This window comes from Reinekea sp. (genome assembly GCF_046710285.1).
Lineage (GTDB): Bacteria > Pseudomonadota > Gammaproteobacteria > Pseudomonadales > Natronospirillaceae > Reinekea.
Genome location: NZ_JBKEGY010000011.1, coordinates 46,800 through 70,832, shown reverse-complemented (window position 1 = coordinate 70,832; position 24,033 = coordinate 46,800). Strand labels below are relative to the sequence as shown.

The 24,033-nt window shown below is 44.1% G+C and carries 24 protein-coding genes; 16 read left to right on the top strand and 8 right to left on the bottom strand.

The window, feature by feature from the left end; genetic code table 11:
• Positions 1 to 2 precede the first annotated feature (2 nt).
• The 3 genes from ctaD to ACI882_RS09620 are packed head-to-tail and all read left to right on the top strand — an operon-like array spanning position 3 to position 3,167.
• Positions 3 to 1,586 carry a cytochrome c oxidase subunit I gene (gene ctaD, locus ACI882_RS09630; RefSeq protein ID WP_411743125.1) on the top strand — a complete coding sequence of 528 codons (1,584 nt, stop codon included), beginning with the start codon at positions 3 to 5 and terminating at the stop codon, positions 1,584 to 1,586.
• Positions 1,587 to 1,604: 18 nt separating this feature from the next.
• Positions 1,605 to 2,213, top strand: coding sequence for a cytochrome c oxidase assembly protein (locus ACI882_RS09625; RefSeq protein ID WP_411743124.1), 609 nt, complete (start codon positions 1,605 to 1,607; stop codon positions 2,211 to 2,213).
• A gap of 51 nt (positions 2,214 to 2,264) precedes the next feature.
• A complete protein-coding gene (locus ACI882_RS09620; protein ID WP_411743123.1) occupies positions 2,265 to 3,167 on the top strand; it encodes a cytochrome c oxidase subunit 3 in 903 nt (300 codons plus the stop codon).
• An 18-nt stretch (positions 3,168 to 3,185) separates the two neighbouring features.
• Here the strand turns inward: ACI882_RS09620 and ACI882_RS09615 are convergent, their stop codons facing one another.
• Positions 3,186 to 3,410 (bottom strand): DUF2909 family protein, encoded by a 225-nt coding sequence (locus ACI882_RS09615; RefSeq protein ID WP_411743122.1) that lies wholly within the window; start codon positions 3,408 to 3,410, stop codon positions 3,186 to 3,188.
• Between ACI882_RS09615 and ACI882_RS09610 the strand changes: the two genes are divergently transcribed.
• The 9 genes from ACI882_RS09610 (at position 3,409) to ACI882_RS09570 (ending at position 14,278) form a co-directional block, all read left to right on the top strand.
• A complete protein-coding gene (locus ACI882_RS09610) occupies positions 3,409 to 4,140 on the top strand; it encodes an SURF1 family protein (RefSeq protein WP_411743121.1) in 732 nt (243 codons plus the stop codon). The two genes, ACI882_RS09615 and ACI882_RS09610, sit on opposite strands and share 2 nt — an antisense overlap.
• Before the next feature lie 15 nt (positions 4,141 to 4,155).
• A complete protein-coding gene (locus ACI882_RS09605) occupies positions 4,156 to 4,746 on the top strand; it encodes a hypothetical protein (protein ID WP_411746676.1) in 591 nt (196 codons plus the stop codon).
• Positions 4,747 to 4,750: 4 nt separating this feature from the next.
• Positions 4,751 to 5,767, top strand: a complete 1,017-nt coding sequence (locus ACI882_RS09600) for a COX15/CtaA family protein (RefSeq protein ID WP_411746090.1) — start codon at positions 4,751 to 4,753, stop codon at positions 5,765 to 5,767.
• The gene (gene cyoE, locus ACI882_RS09595) at positions 5,760 to 6,692 is read left to right on the top strand and encodes a heme o synthase (RefSeq protein WP_411746089.1); all 933 of its coding nucleotides are present in this window, start codon (positions 5,760 to 5,762) and stop codon (positions 6,690 to 6,692) included. The genes ACI882_RS09600 and cyoE overlap by 8 nt, the downstream gene beginning before the upstream one ends.
• A 15-nt stretch (positions 6,693 to 6,707) precedes the next feature.
• Positions 6,708 to 7,379 carry an SCO family protein gene (locus ACI882_RS09590; protein WP_411746088.1) on the top strand — a complete coding sequence of 224 codons (672 nt, stop codon included), beginning with the start codon at positions 6,708 to 6,710 and terminating at the stop codon, positions 7,377 to 7,379.
• 43 nt (positions 7,380 to 7,422) lie between these two features.
• Positions 7,423 to 10,578, top strand: a complete 3,156-nt coding sequence (locus ACI882_RS09585) for a diguanylate cyclase (protein ID WP_411746675.1) — start codon at positions 7,423 to 7,425, stop codon at positions 10,576 to 10,578.
• Positions 10,579 to 10,614: 36 nt separating this feature from the next.
• Positions 10,615 to 11,583, top strand: coding sequence for a prolyl aminopeptidase (pip, locus tag ACI882_RS09580; protein ID WP_411744830.1), 969 nt, complete (start codon positions 10,615 to 10,617; stop codon positions 11,581 to 11,583).
• Entirely contained in the window at positions 11,580 to 12,017 is a 438-nt protein-coding gene (dtd, locus tag ACI882_RS09575) for a D-aminoacyl-tRNA deacylase (protein WP_411744831.1), read from the top strand. Before pip ends, dtd begins: the two co-directional genes overlap by 4 nt.
• 128 nt (positions 12,018 to 12,145) lie before the next feature.
• Positions 12,146 to 14,278 carry a diguanylate cyclase gene (locus ACI882_RS09570; protein WP_411744832.1) on the top strand — a complete coding sequence of 711 codons (2,133 nt, stop codon included), beginning with the start codon at positions 12,146 to 12,148 and terminating at the stop codon, positions 14,276 to 14,278.
• On the opposite strand, the gene ACI882_RS09565 is transcribed toward ACI882_RS09570, so the two are convergent.
• The 5 genes from ACI882_RS09565 to ACI882_RS09545 all read right to left on the bottom strand — a co-directional run bounded on the left by ACI882_RS09565 (position 14,272) and on the right by ACI882_RS09545 (position 17,839).
• The gene (locus ACI882_RS09565; RefSeq protein ID WP_411744833.1) at positions 14,272 to 14,610 is read right to left on the bottom strand and encodes a hypothetical protein; all 339 of its coding nucleotides are present in this window, start codon (positions 14,608 to 14,610) and stop codon (positions 14,272 to 14,274) included. The genes ACI882_RS09570 and ACI882_RS09565 overlap by 7 nt on opposite strands.
• Positions 14,611 to 15,513, bottom strand: coding sequence for a DMT family transporter (locus ACI882_RS09560; protein WP_411744834.1), 903 nt, complete (start codon positions 15,511 to 15,513; stop codon positions 14,611 to 14,613).
• A 107-nt stretch (positions 15,514 to 15,620) separates the two neighbouring features.
• On the bottom strand, positions 15,621 to 16,295 hold the full coding sequence (locus ACI882_RS09555; RefSeq protein ID WP_411744835.1) for an OmpA family protein: 675 nt from the start codon (positions 16,293 to 16,295) through the stop codon (positions 15,621 to 15,623).
• A gap of 346 nt (positions 16,296 to 16,641) precedes the next feature.
• On the bottom strand, positions 16,642 to 16,971 hold the full coding sequence (locus tag ACI882_RS09550; protein ID WP_411744836.1) for an HU family DNA-binding protein: 330 nt from the start codon (positions 16,969 to 16,971) through the stop codon (positions 16,642 to 16,644).
• A 322-nt stretch (positions 16,972 to 17,293) separates the two neighbouring features.
• Positions 17,294 to 17,839, bottom strand: coding sequence for a Tfp pilus assembly protein FimT/FimU (locus ACI882_RS09545; RefSeq protein WP_411744837.1), 546 nt, complete (start codon positions 17,837 to 17,839; stop codon positions 17,294 to 17,296).
• Between the two features lie 167 nt (positions 17,840 to 18,006).
• Between ACI882_RS09545 and ACI882_RS09540 the strand changes: the two genes are divergently transcribed.
• From ACI882_RS09540 to ACI882_RS09525, 4 genes are all read left to right on the top strand, one after another.
• The gene (locus ACI882_RS09540; protein ID WP_411744838.1) at positions 18,007 to 19,002 is read left to right on the top strand and encodes a prenyltransferase; all 996 of its coding nucleotides are present in this window, start codon (positions 18,007 to 18,009) and stop codon (positions 19,000 to 19,002) included.
• A gap of 131 nt (positions 19,003 to 19,133) precedes the next feature.
• Entirely contained in the window at positions 19,134 to 21,452 is a 2,319-nt protein-coding gene (locus ACI882_RS09535) for a Tex family protein (RefSeq protein ID WP_411744839.1), read from the top strand.
• 122 nt (positions 21,453 to 21,574) lie between these two features.
• Positions 21,575 to 22,111 (top strand): GFA family protein, encoded by a 537-nt coding sequence (locus tag ACI882_RS09530; protein ID WP_411745579.1) that lies wholly within the window; start codon positions 21,575 to 21,577, stop codon positions 22,109 to 22,111.
• A 19-nt stretch (positions 22,112 to 22,130) separates the two neighbouring features.
• Entirely contained in the window at positions 22,131 to 22,691 is a 561-nt protein-coding gene (locus ACI882_RS09525) for a hypothetical protein (protein ID WP_411745580.1), read from the top strand.
• Here ACI882_RS09525 and ACI882_RS09520 read toward each other — a convergent pair.
• Both ACI882_RS09520 and ACI882_RS09515 read right to left on the bottom strand, forming a co-directional pair.
• A complete protein-coding gene (locus ACI882_RS09520; RefSeq protein ID WP_411745581.1) occupies positions 22,688 to 23,317 on the bottom strand; it encodes a YdcF family protein in 630 nt (209 codons plus the stop codon). The genes ACI882_RS09525 and ACI882_RS09520 overlap by 4 nt on opposite strands.
• 37 nt (positions 23,318 to 23,354) lie before the next feature.
• Entirely contained in the window at positions 23,355 to 23,927 is a 573-nt protein-coding gene (locus tag ACI882_RS09515; RefSeq protein ID WP_411745582.1) for a TetR/AcrR family transcriptional regulator, read from the bottom strand.
• Between the last annotated feature and the right edge of the window lie 106 nt (positions 23,928 to 24,033).

Sequence of the window (24,033 nt, the reverse complement as noted above, 5' to 3'; positions counted from 1 at the left end):
TTATGACAGCAGTTACCGATCACCACGATGATCATGAACACCATGGCCCAGCTAAAGGCATAAGCCGTTGGTTGTATTCGACTAACCATAAAGATATTGGCACGCTGTATCTATGGTTCAGTTTCGCTATGTTTATTTTAGGTGGTGCCTTTGCGATGGTGATCCGTGCTGAATTATTTCAGCCTGGGTTACAGCTAGTACAACCAGAATTCTTTAATCAAATGACCACCATGCATGGTTTGGTCATGGTATTTGGTGCAGTAATGCCGGCGTTTGTTGGTTTGGCAAACTGGATGATTCCACTCATGATTGGTGCGCCAGATATGGCATTACCTCGCATGAACAATTTGAGCTTTTGGATTCTACCTTTTGCCTTTGCAATGTTAGCTAGTACATTGTTTATGGATGGTGGTGCACCAAACTTTGGTTGGACATTCTACGCGCCGCTATCGACAACCTACGCGCCACCCAGTGTAACCTTCTTTATTTTTGCTATTCATATCATGGGTGCTAGTTCGATCATGGGAGCGATTAACGTGATCGCGACCATTTTGAACATGCGTGCACCGGGTATGACTTGGATGAAAATGCCTTTGTTCGTTTGGACCTGGCTAATTACTGCATTCTTATTGATTGCAGTGATGCCAGTTTTAGCCGGTGTAGTGACCATGATGTTGATGGACATTCACTTTGGCACGTCATTCTTTAATGCTGCCGGTGGTGGTTCACCTGTCTTGTTCCAGCATTTATTCTGGTTCTTCGGTCACCCTGAAGTTTACATAATGATTTTGCCTGCTTTTGGTGTGGTCTCTGCGATTATCCCTGCCTTTTCACGTAAGCCACTATTTGGCTATGCATCGATGGTTTATGCAACGGGTGCAATTGCTTTATTAAGCTTTTTGGTCTGGGCTCACCATATGTTTACGGTGGGTATCCCGTTTGCTGGCGAGCTGTTCTTTATGGCAGCGACCATGCTGATTTCGATCCCGACCGGCGTGAAGGTGTTCAACTGGGTAACAACCATGTTCCGTGGTTCACTGACGTTTGAAACCCCGATGCTGTTCTCTATTGCCTTTGTGGTTCTATTTACCATCGGTGGTTTCTCTGGCCTGATGCTTGCGGTCGCGCCGGCAGATTTCCAATACCATGATACGTATTTTGTTGTTGCGCATTTCCACTACGTATTAGTTCCGGGTGCAGTGTTCTCAATTATGGCAGCGGCTTACTATTGGTTACCAAAGTGGTCTGGCCGTATGTATAACGAAACCTTGGGTAAGTTGCATTTTTGGTTGAGTTTTGTGGGTGTGAACGTAACCTTCTTCCCTCAACATTTCATCGGTTTAGCGGGTATGCCTCGTCGCATCCCTGATTACGCGGTGCAATTTGCTGACTTCAATATGGTTTCAAGTATTGGTGCCTTCTTGTTTGGTGCGAGCCAAATATTGTTCTTATACATTGTTGTAAATACCATTGTTGCGGGTAAAAAAGCGCCGGCAAAACCATGGGAAGGTGCGGAAGGTTTGGAGTGGACGGTACCGTCTCCTGCTCCGTTCCATACCTTTACAACGCCACCAAAAATTGATTAGGAAGACTAAGTAGTCGATATGACTGAGCAACAGGATACGGTTAAGCCTAAATCGCATAAAACAGTGGTCATCAGTTCTGTACTGGTGGTCATCGGAATGTGCTTATTCGTTTATTACGTGCTGCGGCCTATGTATTACCTCATTTGTGAGTGGACAGGCATTACCGGCAGTACGTTTGAGGTCGTCGAAGCTCGGCCATACGAAGTTGACTATGACCGACCTATTAAGATTCAGTTCTTAGCGATGAATAACGCTAGCATGCCTTGGGCTTTCCGACCTGTCGAATCGGAAGTTATTGCCTACCCAGGTGAGCAAACATCGATCTTCTATTACGCAAAAAACACAAGCCAACGTGACATGGTGGCGCAAGCAATACCAAGCTTGACGCCATTTGATGCGACGAATTATTTTTTAAAGACCGAGTGTTTCTGTTTCAACTCGCAGCCGTTAGCGGCCGGAGAAGAAGTCGATATGGGCTTGGTATTTCAGATTGACCCTGATTTACCAGAGTGGGTAAAAACCATCAGCCTCACCTATTCTTTATTTGATATAACAGAAAGTGCGCAGTTGGCAGCACAAAAAGCAGCAAAGAAAGCAGATCAAAACAACGATCAGGTAACCAACTAGTTACTTGATTCAAACGAATAACAACGAAAATAAAAACTATTGGAGAGCAACATGACCTCATCCAGTCAACATACAGAACATGATCACTATTATGTTCCGACGCAATCTCGCCTACCAATTTGGGCTGCGTTTGCGATGTTTCTGACCGTCTTTGGGGCGGGGAGTTTATTTAATGATATGACTCAAGGTGTTGAGTCGAACGCCCACTGGATATTGATGGCAGGCTTCATTGCCTTAGCGTTTGTTTTATATCTTTGGTTCTCAGCCACCATTCGTGAAAACCAAGCAGGTTTGGTTAACGCCCAACTTAAGCATTCGTATGTTTGGGGTATGGGTTGGTTTATCTTTTCTGAAGTGATGTTCTTTGCGGCCTTTTTCGGCGCGCTGTTCTATATCCGAAACTTTGTTGGCCCGTGGATCGGTGGCGAAGGTGCGAAAGGTGTGACCAATTACTTATATGAAGGCTTTACTTACAGCTGGCCTATGTTGAGTAACCCAAATAACGCAATATTTACACCACCACATGAAATTATTGACCCTTGGCACCTGCCGCTTATTAATACTCTAATACTGATCACATCAAGTATTACGCTTACCTTTGCACATCATGCTTTACGCGCTAAAAAGCGTAAGCAGTTGAATATTTGGATGACATTGACTGTCGCGCTCGGTCTAATTTTCTTATTTTTCCAAATTGAAGAATACATCGAAGCTTATACGCACCTTGGACTTACCTTGAAGTCGGGTATTTATGGTTCAACGTTCTTTATGCTGACGGGTTTCCATGGCGCCCACGTGACCATTGGTACCTTTATGTTAATTGTACAAATGGTTCGCGGCTATAAAGGCCACTTTGAACCCGAGGATCACTTTGGTTTCGAAGCAACGGCTTGGTATTGGCACTTTGTTGATGTTGTTTGGGTCATGTTGTTCGTATTTGTTTATATTCTTTAAGCAAACTGTATGGATGGGTCAAAAATGGCCCGTCCATGGCGCACCAATGGTAAGTTCTCCCGTTACAAAGCCCACGAAAACGACTACACCAATCGCTGCCGCTAATACAATTCTTACGGTCAACCAAGTCAGCGTCTTCGAGCGATCAACAGCGATACCTTGCTCCTGAAATAAAGCTTTGAGAGAAACACCGAGAGAGAACAACATTGCAATTATTAATACCACAAGAACGATTTTATACATGAAGGTGCCTTTAAATTGGGTTGTGTGGAAACAATTCAAACCGGGTAAATTGTTGACTCTGTTTTTCTTAGTGTTTTTTACGTTATTTGTTTTACTAGGTACGTGGCAGCTTAACAGAGCAAAAGAAAAAACGCAGTTAGCAATTCTAGTTAATGAATCAGCCCGACAGTTCACAGCAGAGCTTCCCGTGTTGCCCTACGTTTCTTATAGAATTGCAGGTCGTTTTTTACCGGAGCCTGTTTTCTATATGGATAATCGAACGCTAGAGGGACAGGCCGGTTATGAAATTTGGGCTTTTTTTGAAACCAACGAAGGGACTTGGCTAGTGTCGACCGGCTGGTTAGCGGGGCAAGAATTGAGGTCACAACTACCCGAGCCAAACCTTAGCCAGCTGTTTATGGCCCTAGAAATAATAGTACGACCCGATTCAGAAAACCCTATGTACGGGGTAGAAGCTAATCAGAAAGCTTCCGATTCAAGTTCGGCTTGGTTAGTACAGAGTCTAAATAAAGAGTGGTTGAACACAACATGGCCAAATCAAGCATTGTTGGGTTTGGCTCAAATGAAAGATCCTCAGTTGTATGGCGTGGGTCCTAGTGTATGGCAACCCAGTGTCATGACCGTTGAGAAGCACCAAGGTTATGCACTGCAATGGTTTGGAATGTCGATGGCTTTGCTGGGCATGTTTTTGTATGCTGGCTTCGCCAAAAAAGAGCAAAACAACAAATAAATAGAGGTAGTTACCGTGTCAGAGAATTCAGCCACTACACCGGCGAATGGTATTTCTTATAACAAAACACAATTATTGGTTATCTTGTTGACGCCTCTTATCGTGATGGCTGTTTCCAGCTGGCTGTATTTTAGTGGTGTGTTAATACCTGATGGGCAAACGAATAAAGGCGTGCTGTTGTCGCCGGTCTTGTCGGTTACCGATTTTGGCTACCCTGAGCCAGTTATCACTGACGAACGCAAGTGGACCATGCTGCAGGTATCGAGTGATTGTAAGGAGAGCTGTGAAGAACAAGTTTATGTACAGCGTCAAATTCATATCGCATTAGGCAAATTAGAATCACGTATTGAACGTGTCTTATTAACCCAAGATGCAGATATCACAGGGTTAAAACAAAACTACCCTCGTTTAACGGTAAACACCACGAAAGAATCTCCACTTTCTAAGCAATTGTTAGATCGTGTGTCTGCAGAAGACTTAGCGAAAAACCCTGTCTTTATTGCCGATCCGTTCGGAAATGTAATGCTTTATTTCACCAATGAACACGATTATAAAGCACAAATAAGTGATATTAAAAAGCTTCTAAAGCTTTCAACGATAGGGTAAACGGATGAGTTTTAATCGCGTAAAACCGGGTTTCTGGCTTGCATTGATCGCAACGATTGTCGTATCAGTCGTTGTCGTACTCGGCGCATTCACTCGATTAGTCGATGCAGGGCTAGGGTGTCCAGATTGGCCAACCTGTTATGGACATTTTTGGGCACCGACAACGGAAGGAGAGATTGCGGTGGCCAATTCTGCTTACCCTGATATCCCTGTCGACTTAAATAAAACCTGGCCAGAAATGGTACATAGGTATTTCGCGTCTGGCTTAGGCTTATTTATTATTGCCATAACCGTGGTGTCTTTCCGTCATCGTAAGTCAGTGGATCAGCCATTCAAGTTACCATTATTTTTGCTATTTTTTGTCATTGTGCAAGGTATCTTTGGTGCATGGACCGTTACCCTTAAGTTGCTACCTCAGGTGGTGACGGGGCACTTGATCGGTGGATTTACAACCTTCACTTTGCTGGTCATTCTCACTTTGCGGCTTAGTGGTATTAAGTTTCGAAAAATCTCTCTATTGAATAAGGCGCTGAAACCAAAGAAACTGGCCGCGTTGACACTCTTTGCTGTTATTCTACAGATATTCTTAGGCGGCTGGACAACCTCTAATTATGCCGCCATGGCATGTCCAGATCTATTTACTTGCCAAGCCCAGTGGTGGCCAGAAGCCGACTTTAAAACCGGCTTTGATATTTTGCACCCCATCGGTCCGAACTACCAAGGCGGCGCTTTGGATTTGCCCGCACGTATCGCGATTCACTTAAGCCACCGTATTGGCGCAATAGTAGTGTCGGTATTAAGTCTAATGTTAATAGGCGTGCTGTTCCTGAGAGGCCTAAGTGTCTGGGCGCTAGGTTTGACTGTTTTATTGACCATTCAGGTTAGCCTCGGATTGAGTAATGTCCACTTTGGGCTACCGCTTTCGGTCGCAGTGTTGCACAATTTGTTTGGTGCCTTATTACTCATATATCTCGCGGTACTCAATTTAGTCTTGAACCGTAAGGAACCTGTCTATGTCTGATCACACTATTCCGCATATCGGCGCTGCTTGGCGTGAAGTGGTAGCTGACCTTTTTGAAATGACCAAGCCAAAGGTTGTTTTAGTCATGCTTATCACCGTTTGGGTTGGCATGGCGCTTACGCCTATTGGAGCTATACCTTGGCTTGCTGTGATCGCGGGTAACATAGGAATTGCTGCCTTGGCGGGTGCTGGTGCCGCGTTCAACCACATTTTGGACGAGCACATTGACCAAAAGATGGCTCGTACACACAAACGCCCTGTTGCCACAGGTCGTATCAGTCGTCGTGCAGGTTTAAGTTTTGCTGGGTTCTTGTCGGTATTTGGTTTTTCAGTCTTGATGATTTTTACCAATGCATTAACAGCTTGGTTAACGTTGTTTTCAATGGTCGGCTATGCACTGGTTTACACTGCTTACTTAAAGCGGGCAACACCACAAAATATTGTCATTGGCGGACTAGCGGGTGCGATGCCGCCTTTGTTAGGCTGGACTGCAATAACAGGTCATGTAATGGGTTTACCACTGTTGTTGGTACTGATTATTTTTGCTTGGACGCCGCCGCACTTTTGGGCATTAGCGATTCACCGTCGCGATGATTATGCACGAGCAAAAATACCTATGATGCCGGTTACCCATGGTATTGCCTTTACTCGAATTCAGGTTTGGCTATACAGCTGGTTATTGCTGTCCGTTTCTATGCTTCCGGTGGCCTTAGGTGCCTTAGGCGGTATTTACGCGCTTTCGGCATTGCTACTCGGCGCTCGCTTTTTACAGTGGAGTTATTGGCTGTTATACGAGAAAAAGCCAGATGCACCTTGGGGTATGTTTAAGTACTCTATTTCGTATTTAATGATTTTATTCATTATGATGCTAGTCGATCACTTCACTTGGTCTTGGCTGGTGAGTATCATTTTCCCGAACATATAAACAGATTAGAGAACTATGAACCCAACATTAGAAAGTAATCGCGTCGCAAAGCAAAAAAGAACTATTTGGATAACGGTAGGCATCCTTGTATTATTTATTGTCAGTGTAATTACATCGGTTGTCTTGCAGACTCTAGCGGCTAAGCCTGATATGAAATCAGCCCTGGAAGATTACCAAGTGATTTGGTTCAACGCCCCCAGATTGATACCTGATGTTGCACTGGTTGATCATAACGGTGAAGCCTTCTCGATCGAGCAGCTGAAAGGCCAATGGGATCTCATTAACTTTGGCTATACCTATTGCCCTGATATCTGCCCAACCAACATGGCAGATATGAATATCACTCATCGCCTTTTAGGCGAACAAGGCCTTGCAGAGCAAATTTCTTTTTGGATGATTACCGTTGACCCTGCCCGAGACACCACGGAGCAATTGTCGCTTTACGTTCCTTACTTTAATGAAGAGTTTGTTGGTTTAACCGGCGATATAGAAAGCATTCAAACAATAGCCACTGCACTCAGTGCTGTGTTTTATCAAGAAGGCACCGAAGCAGGCTATACCGTTGCCCACAGTGATAACTATGCTGTGATTGACCCAAATGGCCATTTGGTCGCAATCTTACGACCCCCTCACAACCCACAAGCCATGGCTGAAGTGTTGGCAATTATGATACAAGCAAATTACTAGTTAGCTGCTACAATTATTCACTCATAAGCGCTAGCGGTGGGTGATGAATAGCATCTTTGGTAGAACAGTCAAAACTTGGCTCAATAAGGTGTTTGTTGAACAAAAAAGCCTGCCAGTGCAGGTATTTGAGACGAATAGCTCTGATAGCCAAGCTCAGCTCGCTGCAGAAATAGCACAGAGCCTCGGCATTCTTGTTTTTAAAATTCAGTATAAAGCAAACGTCACCGCTGACCCTCACGCCATTACTTGGAAATTATTGACAGCATACCAAGACAGCTTGGGTGAAGAGATTTTCCATTCAATTATCTCAAAGCATCTATACGACGCGCATAAAGAAAATTTTATGAGGTGGCTGCGCCAAGAGCCATATTATCGTCTTGAACCCATGCTTTATGAAGAGGCTAGCTACGAAAGGTTCGAGTTTAATACTTCCTTATCCCTCATTCTGAAAGAGCTCTCTGCAGAGAAAAAGTTTGTTTTACTCATTAAGGATATTCAATGTGCGCCGCACGCAGTCATAGATTTTATTAATCGACTACTCGATGCAGACATCACACCTGGGAACTATGGACTCATCGCTTTTGTACCAAAACAAAAGGGACAAGTTCGCCAACCTAACCATACTAAGTGGCCAAGTTGTTTAAATCGATTAGAAAGAATGGGGCTGATATTACCATTAGAAGATGAAACTTTGTCGCGAACTCAAGGTGGCTTTTGGTATTGCCCTTCGCCTATAAAAACCTTCGATCAACAAATGAATATGTTGGCGGCGGCTGTTGATCTGTTTGCATTTGAAGATGTCATTCAAATAGTCAAAACCCTAGTGACTGAACAAAAGCATGAGCAAGCAGGTCGACTGTTATTTTTAAGTGGCTATGCCAACCTAATGCTAGACCAAATAGATTCAGCTATCCGAGACTTCAATAAGTCATTAAACAGTCTTCAAGCCTCCCCTAGTGAGAATATTCTGATGGCGGTTTACTATTGGCTGACGATTAGCTTCTCAATAAAGGGCCGAGAAACATTTGCGCGCGCCAATCAGGAGCAGTTAGAAAAGCTCGCTATTGAATTCGACAATCAGCGTTTTTATGCCCTGAGCCAATTTGCTTCTTACTATATTAACTCTAAAATCACGCAACACTTCTTAGTTTCAAGCGACCTAGACTCCCTAAAAGCGCTGCTGGTTAAGCAAAACTATAAAAACTTATATTGTCATGTCCTTTTACAGGTGTTTAGTCCGGTGAGCGAGGAGTTTACCTCTCCTAAACTCTTGATTAAGAATTGTATTGTCGCAATGCGACTATATCGGGAGTCGAAAAATCGCTTTGGACTTTCGATAGCACTTCAAGCAATAGGAATATGTAATTCGCGACTCGGAAATAATGCCCAGACCAACAGGCTATTCATTTTAAGCTTAAAACTACGAGAAACATTTCAAGGGCAATCAAACCTAACTCACATGCGTAATGGCTTGGGTTATCATTGTATTAGTTTAGAGAAGTGGCTAGAAGCTTGGAATTATCTGGACGCGGCGCTGGAGAGTTTGATCGATAGCAATAACTACACAGAACTGAGTATCACCTTGTTCAACTATGCTTGGCTTTATGGTCAGTCTGGTAACTATTTATGGGCTATTGAGATACTTGATGATTTATTGCAGTTGATGCATAGCCGAGGAGTCGACACCTTACCATTTAGAAACTTAAAAGATGTCTACGCCTATAAGGGTTGGTTGCATATTCAAGCCAAACAACCGATTCAAGCTCAATACAGTTTAGTGCGGTTTCAAAAGCTGCCACACCTACATAACACTGCCTTTAGTGCGGTACTCGAACAGCTCCTGAAGACATCATTAGCTTTATTGAATGGTAAAACCAATGTTGCTGCTAAGAGTTTGAACAAGGCGACTCGTGAATTAGGCCAAAGTAAAGACTTTGATCTATATATGCTGAGCACACTAGAGTTAGAAATAGCACGTTTCTATAAAAAAATGGGTTATTTGGATGAGTCAAAAGCTATCTTTGATGAATTAAGGGTTCGAGCACAAAAGCTAGACTATAACGCCTTAGCTCAACGGATATCTCGTGCATCCTTAGGGTTGGCTTTAAACGAGCTGTCGCCTTTGCCCGCAATCAAGCGACCTTATCGTTTACTCATGCAATTGGCCGACAAAGAGTCACGGGTTATTGAGTTACAACATGAGTTATCAGACCTTCATCAAGCGAATCTGCTTCTTGAATTGTCGACAACCGAGCCTAGTGTCAAAGGCTTTTTATCTAAAGCCATTGAGATTCTAGATCGACGAATACCGGCTAATCACTTGATGGTATTACTGAGTGATTCAAACTTAGATTTTGATGATATTCAAATTACGAATGACTCGCCAGAGGAGCTCGTACAATTATGTAGCGACTACTTAAAAGATAAGAGAGATTTCCAATCGCTACTTTCATTTGACTTAGGCTCGGAAACGCTCATGGCTTGGCCGCTTAGTATGAAGGCTTGCCAAGGTGCTTGGCTGATTGTTAGCGGTGATGAAAGCCAAGCGTTGGTCTGGAATAAAGACTACATTCTACTAGTAGCACAGCAACTGGGTTTAGTTCTCGATCGTCGCTTTCGAGAGATTCAACTAGAACAGCTGACACGTACAGACATGCTCACTGGTATTTTAAACCGAGCAGGGCTCTTTGAGCGTATGAAAAAACATTTTAGCCACATGAAGCGCTTCCCAGATGAAAGCTTCACTCTATGCTACTTTGATTTGGATCATTTTAAGTACTTCAATGACCAGTACGGACATGAATTGGGTGATAAAGTGCTCAAAGCACTGACCGACTTAGTTTACGATAACTTACGCGAATCCGATGAATTTGGTCGAATAGGTGGCGATGAATTTATTATTTTATTGCCAGATGCAGATCAAAAAGAGGCTGAGCGAATTTTGACGCGTATACGCATAGAAATTGCTAAGGCCACCTGGTGGTTACCTTTGCTCAATTTAGACAAGGAAAGTGAAAATCCAATTAGTGAAGAAAATTGGATTACCGCGAGTTTTGGCGCTGTGGTCGTTCATGGCTGGCCTAAAACAGGCTTGAGCCGGAAAACGTTAACCGGTCAGGCCGATAAATTAATGTATCAAGCAAAAACAGACGGGCGGAACCGGATATGCATTCACGACTATATCGACACAAAGGATTAAATTGTGTGACACTGAGGCGTCAATCGGAGGCCACACATGAAAACGCTGTTTCCTGAAATAAGACCTTATATGACCACTGCGCTGTCAGTTTCAGATGGTCATGAACTCTATTTAGAATGTTCGGGTACGCAAACAGGTATCCCTGTATTGGTGATACACGGCGGGCCAGGCGCAGGCTGCTCTGATAAAATGCGCCGTTTTTTTGATCCAGAACGTTACCATATTATTGTCTTCGATCAACGTGGCGCTGGTCGTTCGACACCCCATGCCAGTATCGAACATAACACGACAGACAACCTATTGGCTGACATGGAGGCAATTCGCCAGCACTTTGGTATTACCCGCTGGGTCTTATTTGGTGGCAGTTTTGGCGCGACATTAGCGCTCTTGTATGCGCAAAAACACCCCAAACAGGTTTGTGGACTAATTTTACGCGGTGTTTTTTTAGGTCGACAGCAAGACTTAGACTGGTTGTATCGCGAGGGAGCTGGGCGTTTTTTCCCGGAAGAATGGCATCGTTTTCTTGCACCCATAAAACCAGAAGCCAAAGCAGATATTGTTGAGCAGTATTTCCAAATATTGCAAAGCGACAATGAACTTGGTCGTGTATCAGCAGCCAAAGCTTGGGCCCGATGGGAGGCAGCAAATAGCTCCTTTCGCCCTAATCAAAGCTCAAATGACTATTACACCGCCACTCATGTTGCTTTGGCGCTCGCAAGTATATCAAGCCATTACTTTCGCAATAAATGTTTTTTAGAAGCCAATCAAATAATCGACAATATTGACATTATTGCCGATATTCCGGCGCATATCGTCCATGGGCGATACGATATGGTTTGCCCGCCAGAGCAGGCTTATACATTAGCGGAGCACTGGCCATTAGCCGAGCTTAAAATCATTAGAGAAGGTGGTCACTCCGCGTTTGATGACGCCATGCTCGATGCACTGATCACGGTCACCAACGAATTTGCAAAGCAACTAGGCTCACCGGAGACCGAAGCATGAAGGCTTTGATCCAACGAGTTGCGCAGGCTAGGGTCGAAATAGATAACCAAGTTGTCGGTGCCATCTCACAGGGCTTGCTCGTGCTGGTAGGTATCGATGCGCATGATACTGAGCACAGTGTTGAGGTGTTGGCTGAGCGTATCTTGAAGTACCGAGTTTTCGCCGATGAAGACAATAAAATGAACCTAAATGTTCAGCAAATTAATGGTGAGCTTTTGTTGGTGTCCCAATTTACGTTGTCAGCTGATACACACAAGGGTCTCAGGCCAGGTTTTTCTGGTGCGGCCCCTCCAGAGCAAGGTCGTGAGCTATTTGAACGCGTCGTGGCTCATATCAAAACCTTGCATGCCGGGACACAGACCGGTGTTTTTGGCGCAGACATGCAAGTACATCTTCAAAATGACGGACCAGTGACGTTTTTACTCGAAAACTAGTTCGAATTGATAAAAAACTGTCTTATCACTCAAGAATGAGAGCTAGTTATAATAATTGTCTACACTATGTGCTTAAATAGTTAACACAATTGTGATTTTTTAGACGTAATGCAGAGATTAGGTACTTAATGTCGGAACTGGATGTTCAAACTAAAGAGTGGCTCAAGTTAAGCTGGGAATTAATGATCCGTGATCCTTCTGAGGCTATTCAGTATGCTGATCGCGTCATTACCAGCACGCCGCCTGAAAGCGAGCCGCACTCGACTGCGCGCTATTTTCGTGGTTTATGCCTAATGTATCAGGGTTATTTTAGCGCTTCTTTTGATGAACTGACAGAAACGTTAAGCCTAGCCAATAATTACAAATACTATTTAAACGCATCTAGAGTTAATAATGCGTTGGGTATGGTTAACCATGCGAATGGCCGATATGGCCAAGCGCTCGACCATTATGAACTAACCTCTGAGTATGCTCGAGAAAATAACGATACTCCTCGCCTAGTCCCGCCGTTGATAAATATGTCGCAAGTATTTTTTGATATGGATGATATCGAATCTGCTAGCGAGCAATTAGATGAAATTGATCAATTAGAGACCGAAATTTCAGATGATAATTTAGTCGAGATATATCTTTTACGAGCTCGTATCTTTCTTGAAATTATGCAGTTTGAGCAAGCCGAAACATTTTTGAATAAAGCGAATGACTTAGCTATTTCAATTGAATATGCCTCGTTTATTTTACGCTGCCAAGAGGTTCTAGGTCGGCTGCGTCGATTGCAAGGTCGTTTAGATGAATCAAAAACCCTACTGATTAGTGTCATACGCCATCCTGATTTGAGTTCACTGGGTGCCGATGCCGTGGTGCCTTACATTGAATTATCAAAACTACTCGTGAGTAATGGTGAGATAAGTCACTCAATTAGTTCCTTGGAAGATGGTTTGGCGATCATTAAGCCGCGCAAAAGATCGCCTCAGAATGTGCGCGCACTCGAGCAACTCTCATACGTTTATGAATTAGCGGGTGATGTAAAGAATAATGCCCGAACCTTGCATTTATTGGTGTCAGCCATGAAACACTCTAGCGAAAGGCAAGGGCAAAGCTTTTTAGAAGTCCGTCGAATTAAACGCCAGCAAGTCAAAGATCAGTTTCAGAAAAAATTACTCGATCAAGAGAACCAGGCGTTAAAAAAAGCTCAAGAACGTTTGGAGTTTTTGAATGAGATTGCACAACAGCTAGCATCAACTTTAGACTATAAGGTACTCGGCGAACGTCTATTTAGAATATTTAGTAATAAACTAAATATACACTTCTTGTCTTTAGTGACGACCAATAACCATGCGCAATGCTTAAAATTTCAGTTTATTATTGATCAAAATGTACACATATTTAATCCAGATATCTCCTATGATGAACCTGGTAGTAACATGGTCAATGCGATGAAAACTCGCCAAGTAGTGGTAATAAATGATGCCCAAGTAAGTAAAGGCTTTCAAACAACCGGAGGTAGCCCAACCAAACCTAGAACAATGTTATTTTTCCCTCTTATTCAAGAAAAAGAAGTCAGTGGTGTGTTCTCAATACAATCACCTATACCCTTTGCATTCGCAGATGAAGAGATACAGCTGCTTGAGGCGGTGACAAAGTTTATCTCAATTGCGGTCAGCAATATCCAAAGTCACGAAACAGTGCGACAACTTAATAAAATTTTGAATATTGAGAAAAAAGAAATTGAAAGCGCCCAGCAGCGTATTGAACATATGGCCTATCATGATTCATTGACTAGTTTACCTAACCGGCAATCGCTCGATAACTTTATAAGCGCACAAATCATTAAGTCTCGACAAGAAAAACGCAACTTCCACCTCGTTTATATTGATCTTGATGGCTTTAAGCCAGTGAACGATCGCTACGGTCACCGCGTCGGAGATGAGGTTTTAATTATTATCAGTCGGCGAATTCAAAAAGCACTACGAGCCCATGACTTTGCAGCCCGAGTCGGTGGTGATGAATTTGTGCTCATCATTGACAGTTTTGCAAAAAAAGGTGCTGTACGAGGGTTTCTCGAACGGTTGTTAGTCGTCATTCAAGAACCTATCGTAGTTGAACAGCACAAGTTAATGGTATCGGCCAGTATAGGTGCGGCACGCTTTCCAGAGCAAGGTGAAAGCTTAGACCGATTAATGCACAGTGCCGATCAGGCCATGTACGCTATTAAGCGACTAGGTAAGGGTGGCTTTCAATTTGTGGAATCTAATCAATGAGACTGCATATAAGCTAGAATTTTAATTAAGAAAATCAACAAGGCTGCGCTGGTTGCAAACCATATCCAAAACATAAATTGATTCCATAATTTTAAGAACCAACCCGATAGGCCCGCTTTTGGCTGCCCGTGTTGATGGGATATATCTAGAATAGCGGCACTCGCCATTAAAAACGCGGAGACTGATAAAGCGGAAAACCAATATAAAGTATCCATCTCAGGTTGGATGACCGGCCAAGCTAGGGTGGCCAATAAGCACAGTGCTGATAGCCAATAAAGAGGCCGGGCTAAGAAATACCAGCGCCGTAATGCGTTAAGGAATTTACTTTGCATTTAACTAGCCACAAAAATTAGTGAAGTACCAACCACGACGATAGCTGCAGCTATAAAAGACGTTCTCGATGGTCGCTCTTTAGTGAAGAACCAAACTAAAGGTAGCAAAATAATTGGGGTGGTTGCAGACAAAATAGACACAATACCCAACGATGCTAAATTTACGCCCCAAAGCAATAGGCTCATACCGACGCCCATTCCTAAAAAGCCACTAATAAATATTTGTCTTACCGTTCGCTTGGTGAGTTGGCGATAAATACCAATACCGCCCAGTGATTTTACACTGAGAACCGTTAACGAGAGGAATATAACCGCGACCCAAACTCGCAACATTGTTGCAAAAATAGGGTCTTGCCCAGCTTTCATGATTTTATAAATGAGTAGCGTACCCATAGATTGGCAGAATGCCGCGCCAAAGCCAGCCAAAATTCCTAAGCTGGAGTGACCGAGAGTTTGTTCCCATTGATGACCTCCTGCTTTACTGCGGCCCGCAATGGCAAGAAACACACCACCCATAACACCTATTACGCCCACAACGTTTAACCAGACATACTGTTCTCCGAGTAGCCATGCTCCAAATGCAAAGCTGATGGGCGCGTTACATGCGAACAGTAACCCAGCCATACGAGGCCCAAGAATCTTAACGGCCGTAAATAACAGGGTGTCGCCTAGAAAAATACCGATGAATCCCGACAAAAATAGAGTGCCTAAATCTTCAGTCGCAGGCATATTCCAGCGGTTAGTCACAACTAAGAACAAGGTTAAAAAAGAGGCAACCATTAACATGCGAAGTGCATTAAAAGGAATGGGCCCGAGTTGGCGAACAGGGCCGACAGATAGCATACTACCAAAGGCCCAGCATGTTGCTGCACCCAAGGCAGCGAAGTATCCGATTAGTTCCACAAGCTACCTATATTGTGATGCGTACACCGCTTTATGTTGAGTGCGCGAAGTTAAAACAAGACAACACACGGGGCAGTTTATAAGCTGCCACGTGTGAACTATAGGTGCTATTGAGCAACAATTGCGTCTAGGGTGATTTCTACTCGACGGTTTTGTGCTCGGCCTTCCGTTGTGTTGTTGTCGGCAATTGGCATTGATTCACCGTTACCAAGAGCGGCAATACGCTCTACAACTATACCTTGCTCAAGGATGATATTGGCAACAGAGGTCGCGCGTTGTTCTGATAACAACTGATTGTAAGAGTCACTACCTGTACTGTCTGTGTGGCCTGAAATTGTCACTAAGGTGTCATCGTACTCAGCAAGAACTTTTGCGACAGACTTTAGCGTTGGTAAGAAACTACTAGCAACGTCGCTGCTGCTAACATCAAAGGTGATGTTCCCAGGCATAACCAATTCAATCTGGCCTTCTTCAGTACGTTTAACCTGAACACCAGAACCAACTAATTCTGTACGAAGCTTTTCTTCTTGCTTGTCCATGTACAAGCCCACGCCGCCGCCAGCAACGCCACCAATACCTGCACCAATAATTGCTCTTTTCATGCGGTCTTCTTTAGGAGAGGTTGCAGCACCAATGACGGCGCCAATTAAACCACCGGCTATAGCACCTTTTGATGCGCCGCTGATTTGAGACTCGCCCGAATAGGCTTCAAGGGTTGTACAGCCACTTAATACCGCACCCGCGAACATGGTGGTGATGCCAAATTTAGTCAAAAGACGCATAAATTCGTTGCTCCTGTAAATATTGAATGCCACATTTGTGGCGGGTTGATCTATTAATGTGTCGTCAGTTTATAAACGCACAAGCTGCTCAGTTTAGCTTATATTCGCAGCATTTAAAGTGATCACTGTTGAGTTATTGAGAAAGGGAGGAGATTTATTAGTTTTCTCCAATAGGGCGCTGAACCGACTCGTAGCAAGAGGTGCTAGATACCGCTGGGGTTTCAGTGCATTTATGACGATAAAGGCGTGCGTTAGGCGGCACGCCTTTATTAAGTGTAATTCAATTTAATCAGTGGTTATTAGCAAGCGCGGAAGACCAAGCGCTAAAAACCAAGATAAAACTGAGTTACTCAGCCATTTCTTTAAGTCTTTTTAATGGACGAACTTTAACCGCGGTAGAGGCAGGTTTAGCCGCAATCATGATCTCTTCACCCGTGAACGGGTTCACACCTGGACGAGCTTTACGAGCCGGCTTTTTAACGGTTTGAATTTTTAATAAACCAGGAAGCACGAATTCACCACAAGAACGCTTACGAATATGGCGCTCAATAACATCAGCAAGTTCATCGATGACTGCAGCAACGTCTTTTTTGCTCAGCTCTGTGTTCTCGGCGATTTCAGCCAAAATTTGAGTTTTAGTGTACCGCTCTTTGACTGCTGTTGTTTTTTTAGCCATGTGTCTATTCCTTACTGTGTATGGTGTTTTCAAAAAGTGCGCCGAGTATTGCAGAGGCTGTAAAAAAGACAATAGTGTAACCCGCAAAAAATGAAAAAACCGCGTACTTTATGCCGATTACGTGCTTTCTGCGCATTTAAAGTCAAAATTTTGATACTAGGTTGGCAGTTTTTTGCTGAATTTTATACTGTTTGGTTAGAGCGAATTTAGTATCATGCCAACCCCTTTTTAGGATGCATATACATGACCTTGTTGGTGATTGGCGTGAGTTTATCGCCATTATTTAGATAAACAGAGCATCGCTCAGCTTAGCGCCGAGTAATTAGCAATCGCTCGTGAACATCTCGAGAGTACATTGGGGGTCACCGAATGAATCGTATAAAATGTAGCAGCCCGGACCTCGGCTAGCGTTGCTTGGAATATTATAACCAACCACCGTATATTGATTGTTGTACCAAAGCTGAATATTACTGCTAAGCGTGTGAATATTGCTTTGAGACAAATTATCTTCAGTTAGGCTAATAAAGTGGTACATGTCTTTTGCATCACCAAGCTCTCCAGCACTTTCAGGGCATAGGTTGCGCCAATCGACTTCTACAGAAAAGCCTTCCATTTGGATAACATGAGAGCTTTGAGCCGCATTTCCAGGGTTATTTGGTAGAACAGTAAGCCCACTGGCGTGTGCATTAACCCGTGTAATTGCAATCGCCGAACGCATAGAGCCTTGTATGCCTTGCAGCACAGCAAGCCTTGAATTTTGTTGCAGATTAGCAAAACGAGGCAAGGCGAACGCGCTAAGAACGGCTAAAATCACGATGACCGTGACTAACTCAATAAGGGTAAAACCGCGTTGATAAGAAAGTTTCAAGTAACTACATCCGTGTGACATTGATCACAGTTTATACGACCGCTTCATTGTTGATCAAGGCCGAAAGTCTTGAATCAGGTGCCTATTTATCGTTAGACGTGCTATTTGTTTTAGAATCGCGTTAAATCAGTCGATATTGAACCTTTTATTTAACACGGAGAGTAAACATGATCCCAACTTGGTCTGAAGTTTTAACTAAGATTCCACGTCTAGACAGCCAAGACTGGCAAGCCATGGGCCTGGTTAAGCGCTGGTTTGTTGCCACTCGCTCTGCAGTATTCGTAATGACCTTGTTTTCAGCAGGTATCGGCCTGGTTGCTGCATTGCAGTTTGAACAATTTAATGGGCTTAATGCCTTGTTGGTTGTGCTTGGGTTAGTTTTGGCTCATGCAACAAACAACCTTCTAAATGACTGGACTGATTCGAAAAAGGGCATCGACAAAGACAATTACTTTAGAACCCAATATGGTCCGCAAGCGCTAGAGTCGGGCTTATTAACTGAGCGGGCCCTGTTAACTTATTTTGCTCTAACGGGTGCAGCCGCCATTGCCTGTGGCATCGCTCTGATCATACGCACAGACATGGTGACCCTATACTTCATGCTGGCGGGCGCTTTCTTTGTGCTGTTTTATACTTGGCCGTTAAAATACATTGGTTTAGGCGAACCTACGGTTTGGCTAGTATGGGGACCGCTTATGGTGTGCGGGGCGGCTTATGTCGTATCAGGGCAATACAGTAGCAGTATTTTGTGGTTGTCTATCGTTTACGGTTTAGGCCCAACTACGGTGCTTTTCGGCAAACATACCGACAAGTTACTCGAAGATAGGCGTAAAGGCGTTTATACCTTGCCAGTGATCTTAGGTGAACAACATAGTCGTTATGCCACCATTTTAGCTTGGGCGGCACAATACAGCTTAATCACCTTGGCGGTGGTTTTGGGGCAATTGCATTGGGCGCTGTTATTGGTCTGGCTCGCATTTCCGAAATTTTTGAAAAACAGCAAAATGTTCTTAGTCCCGCGGCCTACCGAAAAACCAAGCTCGCTGCCCGAAGGTGTGTGGCCACTGTATTTAGTCGCTTTCGCCTTTGACCATAATAAATCCTTTAGCGGGCTATTTTTCATCGGTTTAATTGTGTCGGTTATTTTGCCAAAGATGGTTTAAAATGGCATCGCGTCACAGTACGAATAATCTATTAAAATCATAGAGTTAGTAAATGTATCAGGGCTTGCAAAGTGCCCTGTTTTTCACAATGATGCGTCATTGTTTTATTTTGTCACCGGTTTAGGAACGTTATGAGTATCATCGAACAAAAAATCGCCAAAGAGTTAAATGTACATGACCGCCAAGTAGCGGCCGCCGTCGCTTTGTTAGACGAGGGGGCAACGGTGCCGTTTATCTCTCGATATCGTAAAGAAGTGACTGGCGGTCTCGATGATACTCAGCTTCGTAACCTTGAAGATCGTTTGCGTTACTTGCGTGAAATGGATGATCGGCGCAGTTCAATTCTGGCCAGCATCGAAGAGCAGGGCAAGTTAACCGATGAACTTAAAAAAGCGATCTTAACCTCGGAAACAAAAACCGAACTCGAAGATTTATATCTGCCTTATAAGAAGAAGCGCCGCACCAAGGGAGAAATCGCCAAAGAAGCAGGCTTAGAACCTCTCGCTGATATGCTCTTTGCGGATCCCTCGCTCGACCCTGAAACACAAGCCGCTGGCTTCCTAAACGCTGAAAAAGACATCAATGACAGCAAAGCAGCGTTAGATGGCGCGCGTTATATTCTTATGGAGCGCTTCGCAGAAGACGCCAGTTTGTTGAAAAAGCTGCGAGAACATATGTGGCAATACGGTGAAATGCAAGCGCGTGTGATTGAAGGAAAAGAACGCGAAGCCGAAAAGTTCCGAGATTATTTTGAACACGATGAACTCATCTGCAAAGTACCTAGCCACCGCGCGTTAGCCATGTACCGAGGTCGCAATGAAGGTTTTTTACAGGTGAGTTTGGTGATGCCAAACGAAGATCCGCGCACTGCCGGTGTGGGCGCACTCATGGTGGCAGAGCAGTTTGGCATTGAAGACCAAAGCCGCCCAGCCGATAAATGGCTATTAGACGTTTGCCGGTGGACATGGCGCATTAAATTATTAACCCACATTGAAACCGATTTATTCGGCCGTGTGCGTGAAGAAGCTGAGCAATCGGCTATCGATGTTTTCGCGAAAAATTTGAAAGACTTGCTATTAGCAGCCCCTGCCGGCCCGAAAGCGACTATCGGTTTAGACCCAGGTTTACGTACCGGTGTTAAAGTCGCCGTAGTCGACGCCACCGGAAAGGTGCTTGACCACTGTGCTATTTATCCGACTCAGCCGCAAAATAAAACCATAGAGTCAGAGCAAATTTTGGCAGCGCTGTGTGCAAAATACAACGTAGAGCTGATTGCGATTGGTAATGGAACTGCGAGCCGAGAAACCGAACGTTTCGTTAAAGACATGATCAAAAAATACCCTCAAATTAAAGCCCAGCCGGTGGTGGTGAATGAATCGGGTGCGTCTATTTACTCCGCTTCCGAGTACGCGGCTAAAGAGTACCCTGATTTGGATGTCACCATTCGCGGTGCGGTATCTATTGCACACCGCTTACAAGATCCGCTTGCAGAGCTAGTGAAAATTGATCCTAAATCTATTGGCGTTGGCCAATATCAGCACGATGTCTCGCAAGTGGCATTGGCACGCCAACTCGACTCCGTAGTAGAAGATTGCGTAAACGGTGTTGGGGTAGATTTAAACACCGCATCGGCACCGCTATTGGCTCGGGTCTCTGGCTTAAACCAAACCATTGCGTCCAATATTGTCGCCTTTCGAGACGCCAACGGCGCTTTTGTTGAGCGTAAACAATTGAAAGATGTACCGCGTCTGGGTCCGAAAGCCTTCGAGCAAGCAGCCGGTTTCTTACGTATTATGAATGGTAAGAATCCGCTCGATCGCTCAGGCGTGCACCCTGAAGCCTATTCAGTGGTTAAGCGCATTGTTGATAGCCACCAAAAAGCCGTTAACGATGTCATTGGTGATACCGCCTTCTTAAAAACAGTCAGCGCTGCCGACTTTATTGATGACACCTTTGGTTTACCAACCGTTACCGACATCATCAAAGAGCTAGATAAACCTGGCCGTGATCCTCGACCAGAATTCAAAACCGCCACCTTCCAAGACGGTGTTGAAAAAATCAGCGACCTGCGCCCCAATATGACCCTTGAAGGCGTGGTGACCAACGTGACTCACTTTGGTGCCTTTGTTGATGTTGGCGTTCATCAAGACGGCTTGGTGCATATCTCAGCGTTAAGCCATACCTTTGTTGAGGACCCTTCGAAAGTCGTGAAAGCCGGCGACATTGTGAAAGTGAAGGTGATGGATGTAGACCCAGAGCGTAAACGCATTGCATTGTCGATGCGCTTAGATGATGAAGCCAGCGAGCACGAACAAGCAGGTTCTAGTCGAGGCGGCCAACGTCAGCAAAATAACGGTGGCGGTCGAACTCAAGCTCGCCCGAAACAGCAGCAAAAACAAGAGCCCGCGAATACACTGGGGTCATTGTTCGATCAGGTCTTAAAGAAGTAATCGTTAATGCAGTCACCGCAACAACCTATTTTTATTGGCGCGTTGTTGCGGTTTTAGTACCAAATCTCTATTAAACTTGCCGCTTAACATGGTAAGAAGAATAACAATAAAGGCACATTACGATGACCAAACAGAATCTAAACTGCCAATGCGGCACCGTGTCGATCTCCGTCATTAGCCAGCCTATAATGAGTGTTGAATGTTTGTGCACCGACTGCCAAAAGGCAGGAGCTCTACTACAACACCGAAAGGGTGCGCCGACTATTCTTAAACCCAATCACTCGACTGGCTTTGTTATGTATAGAAAAGACCGAGTTGAATTTCTAGCGGGTCAAGACAAGTTAAAATCACTCACCCTAAACGAAGACTCCAAAACACGTCGAGTGATTGCGAGTTGTTGCAATACCCCGATGTTTTTGGAGTTTTCTGATGGTCATTGGTTAAGTATTTATGGCTTGCTTTGGCCTACTGAAAACTTACCGCCACTGGAAATGCGAACGATGACACGAAGCCGGCCTGAAGGCGTTGTGTTATCAGATGATGTGCCAAACCCTAAAACCCATACTCTTTCATTTATGGTCAAGTTATTAGCGGCCTGGGTTGCCATGCGCTTTCGTGTCCCTAAGTTAGATTTTATCTCTGGCAAGTTAGAAGATTAAAACAAGGATAAGCAATTTAATGGATGATAACCGCTTAAAAACTAGGGGCTACTTACTCTTTATTTCTTGCGTGATTGCAACCGCCGTCAGCGTTGCCGATGACACGTTAGAAATTGAACAAATGATCAACGACTTCAGCTCCGAGCAACTGGCTTTTTATGAAGCGGTTGTGCTTTACGACTTTGCCATAGGAAAGTCACCTCTGGGTGATTATGCATTCAAAACTTGCGCGACACCTTCAGAGCCTTACATGCCACATTTAAGTTGGTTAATGGCGCTATATGGCGAACCTGATTTTAACAACGAAAATGTACTGACCGCCATGCAAGTGATGATCGACAACGGCTGTGATATCGATGACCACCAGCACGCAGGCATGTCACCTCTGCATGAAGCGATATTGCTAAAGCATGACAAGGTAATAGAGTTTTTGTTGTTAAATGGCGCCGACAAGAAAGACCTAATCAACCGGCCAGGACAGAAATCTGACCAGCTTAATGCAATTGAGTTTGCCCATCTGCTGTATGAAACTACGGGCATGAATGCCTATTTAGAACTTGTCGAATTGCTAGAAGACTAATTGGCGATATGTTCATCAAACCCATTAGCCAATAAAAACTGGTAAGCGTCTTTTACCGCTAAAGGCAACTCATGCGTCACCTGAAAGCCAAGTGCTGGGTAGTGAATTATTCTATTGATATCGCCGACCATTTCGTTGATGAGCCCTTCGACCCCAATCACATCGGATACCTCGTTAGGGAAGTTGAATGTAGGGGCAGAAAAACTAGCCTCAATGCCTAATTGCTTGGCTAGAGTGAGTTTAATTCTAAGCAGTGTATTGGCTTTGGAAACGTAGCTAAGGTTAGCGTCATGGTCGAAAAGATTTTGAGTGAAACTGATATTTTCACCCAAGTTGGTTGATTTTACCTCGGTGACTATTTTGGACGCATCAATGCCTAGTTCTATCGCTCTGTCTTTAAAAATCTCTGCTTCAGGCTTATTCCATAAATCTCGAGTCCAATTACCTGTGTTGCCGCTGAAAATAATAACATCGGCGTCGACCCTTGATAGTAAGTCACAGGCATAGTCGCAGACTCTAAGATCGTAAGAACAGCAAACAACGATCACCTCGGGTGAGGTTTCACTATTAAAACCTTGGAAGTAATTCCAAATAGCTTTAGCGTTATCTAAAACTGGCTTATCCACTATGAGTAATACTCCCTAAGAAATACAATGGTAGGCGCTACTTTACCGTACTTAGCAACATCTCACAGTCTACTCTTAAGCCTTGCAGCCATTCTTGAGGCCGGGTGTTTGGGTTTTTAAGCCCCAACATCAGCTGAAAAAAGTAGAAGCCGAAGAAAGATTTGGCCAAGGCAAGGTGTTGATCACCGTTTAGTTTAGGATAATCCGTTTTTAGTTTATCGGCTATTAGGGCAATAAACATGCTGACTTGTTGCTCAAAGTAGGCGACATCGAAAAACGAACTTTGTAACAGTGCAATTGAAAACGCACGGTCTTCATTATAAAAATCATAAAGCCCATTGGCGTAACTTAGAAAGAACTCTAAACCGGTTGGTTGTGTTGAGGCTTCTTGGAAAAGTCCTTCAATGATTGCGTCTAACTTATGGTGAAACAGCGCCATCGTCAGTGTTTTCTTATCTTCAAAATGCGCAAATACAGTACCAATGGCCACGCCTGCTTCTTTGGCGATTAAGCGTGTTGATACCTTGTTGTAGCCAACCTCCTGAAACAACCGAGCGGATGTCAGTAAGATTTTCTCTCGAGTGATCTGTTTTTGTTGCTCACGATTCATCGTTGATTCATTGCCTGTATAACTTTGACCATAGTGTATGACATTTCTGGTAAGTTTAAAATATGAGCTTGCTCATTGAGCACGCTCATATTAAGGTTAAGTAAAT

Excerpts from the sequence above, each read along its gene's own strand:
- ctaD (WP_411743125.1), top strand. The coding sequence starts at position 3 with ATGACAGCAGTTACCGATCACCACGATGATCATGAACACCATGGCCCA.
- ACI882_RS09625 (WP_411743124.1), top strand. The coding sequence starts at position 1,605 with ATGACTGAGCAACAGGATACGGTTAAGCCTAAATCGCATAAAACAGTG.
- ACI882_RS09620 (WP_411743123.1), top strand. The coding sequence starts at position 2,265 with ATGACCTCATCCAGTCAACATACAGAACATGATCACTATTATGTTCCG.
- ACI882_RS09610 (WP_411743121.1), top strand. The coding sequence starts at position 3,409 with ATGAAGGTGCCTTTAAATTGGGTTGTGTGGAAACAATTCAAACCGGGT.
- ACI882_RS09615 (WP_411743122.1), bottom strand. The coding sequence starts at position 3,410 with ATGTATAAAATCGTTCTTGTGGTATTAATAATTGCAATGTTGTTCTCT.
- ACI882_RS09600 (WP_411746090.1), top strand. The coding sequence starts at position 4,751 with ATGAGTTTTAATCGCGTAAAACCGGGTTTCTGGCTTGCATTGATCGCA.
- cyoE (WP_411746089.1), top strand. The coding sequence starts at position 5,760 with ATGTCTGATCACACTATTCCGCATATCGGCGCTGCTTGGCGTGAAGTG.
- ACI882_RS09590 (WP_411746088.1), top strand. The coding sequence starts at position 6,708 with ATGAACCCAACATTAGAAAGTAATCGCGTCGCAAAGCAAAAAAGAACT.
- ACI882_RS09585 (WP_411746675.1), top strand. The coding sequence starts at position 7,423 with ATGAATAGCATCTTTGGTAGAACAGTCAAAACTTGGCTCAATAAGGTG.
- pip (WP_411744830.1), top strand. The coding sequence starts at position 10,615 with ATGAAAACGCTGTTTCCTGAAATAAGACCTTATATGACCACTGCGCTG.
- dtd (WP_411744831.1), top strand. The coding sequence starts at position 11,580 with ATGAAGGCTTTGATCCAACGAGTTGCGCAGGCTAGGGTCGAAATAGAT.
- ACI882_RS09570 (WP_411744832.1), top strand. The coding sequence starts at position 12,146 with ATGTCGGAACTGGATGTTCAAACTAAAGAGTGGCTCAAGTTAAGCTGG.
- ACI882_RS09565 (WP_411744833.1), bottom strand. The coding sequence starts at position 14,610 with ATGCAAAGTAAATTCCTTAACGCATTACGGCGCTGGTATTTCTTAGCC.
- ACI882_RS09555 (WP_411744835.1), bottom strand. The coding sequence starts at position 16,295 with ATGCGTCTTTTGACTAAATTTGGCATCACCACCATGTTCGCGGGTGCG.
- ACI882_RS09550 (WP_411744836.1), bottom strand. The coding sequence starts at position 16,971 with ATGGCTAAAAAAACAACAGCAGTCAAAGAGCGGTACACTAAAACTCAA.
- ACI882_RS09540 (WP_411744838.1), top strand. The coding sequence starts at position 18,007 with ATGATCCCAACTTGGTCTGAAGTTTTAACTAAGATTCCACGTCTAGAC.
- ACI882_RS09535 (WP_411744839.1), top strand. The coding sequence starts at position 19,134 with ATGAGTATCATCGAACAAAAAATCGCCAAAGAGTTAAATGTACATGAC.
- ACI882_RS09530 (WP_411745579.1), top strand. The coding sequence starts at position 21,575 with ATGACCAAACAGAATCTAAACTGCCAATGCGGCACCGTGTCGATCTCC.
- ACI882_RS09525 (WP_411745580.1), top strand. The coding sequence starts at position 22,131 with ATGGATGATAACCGCTTAAAAACTAGGGGCTACTTACTCTTTATTTCT.
- ACI882_RS09515 (WP_411745582.1), bottom strand. The coding sequence starts at position 23,927 with ATGAATCGTGAGCAACAAAAACAGATCACTCGAGAGAAAATCTTACTG.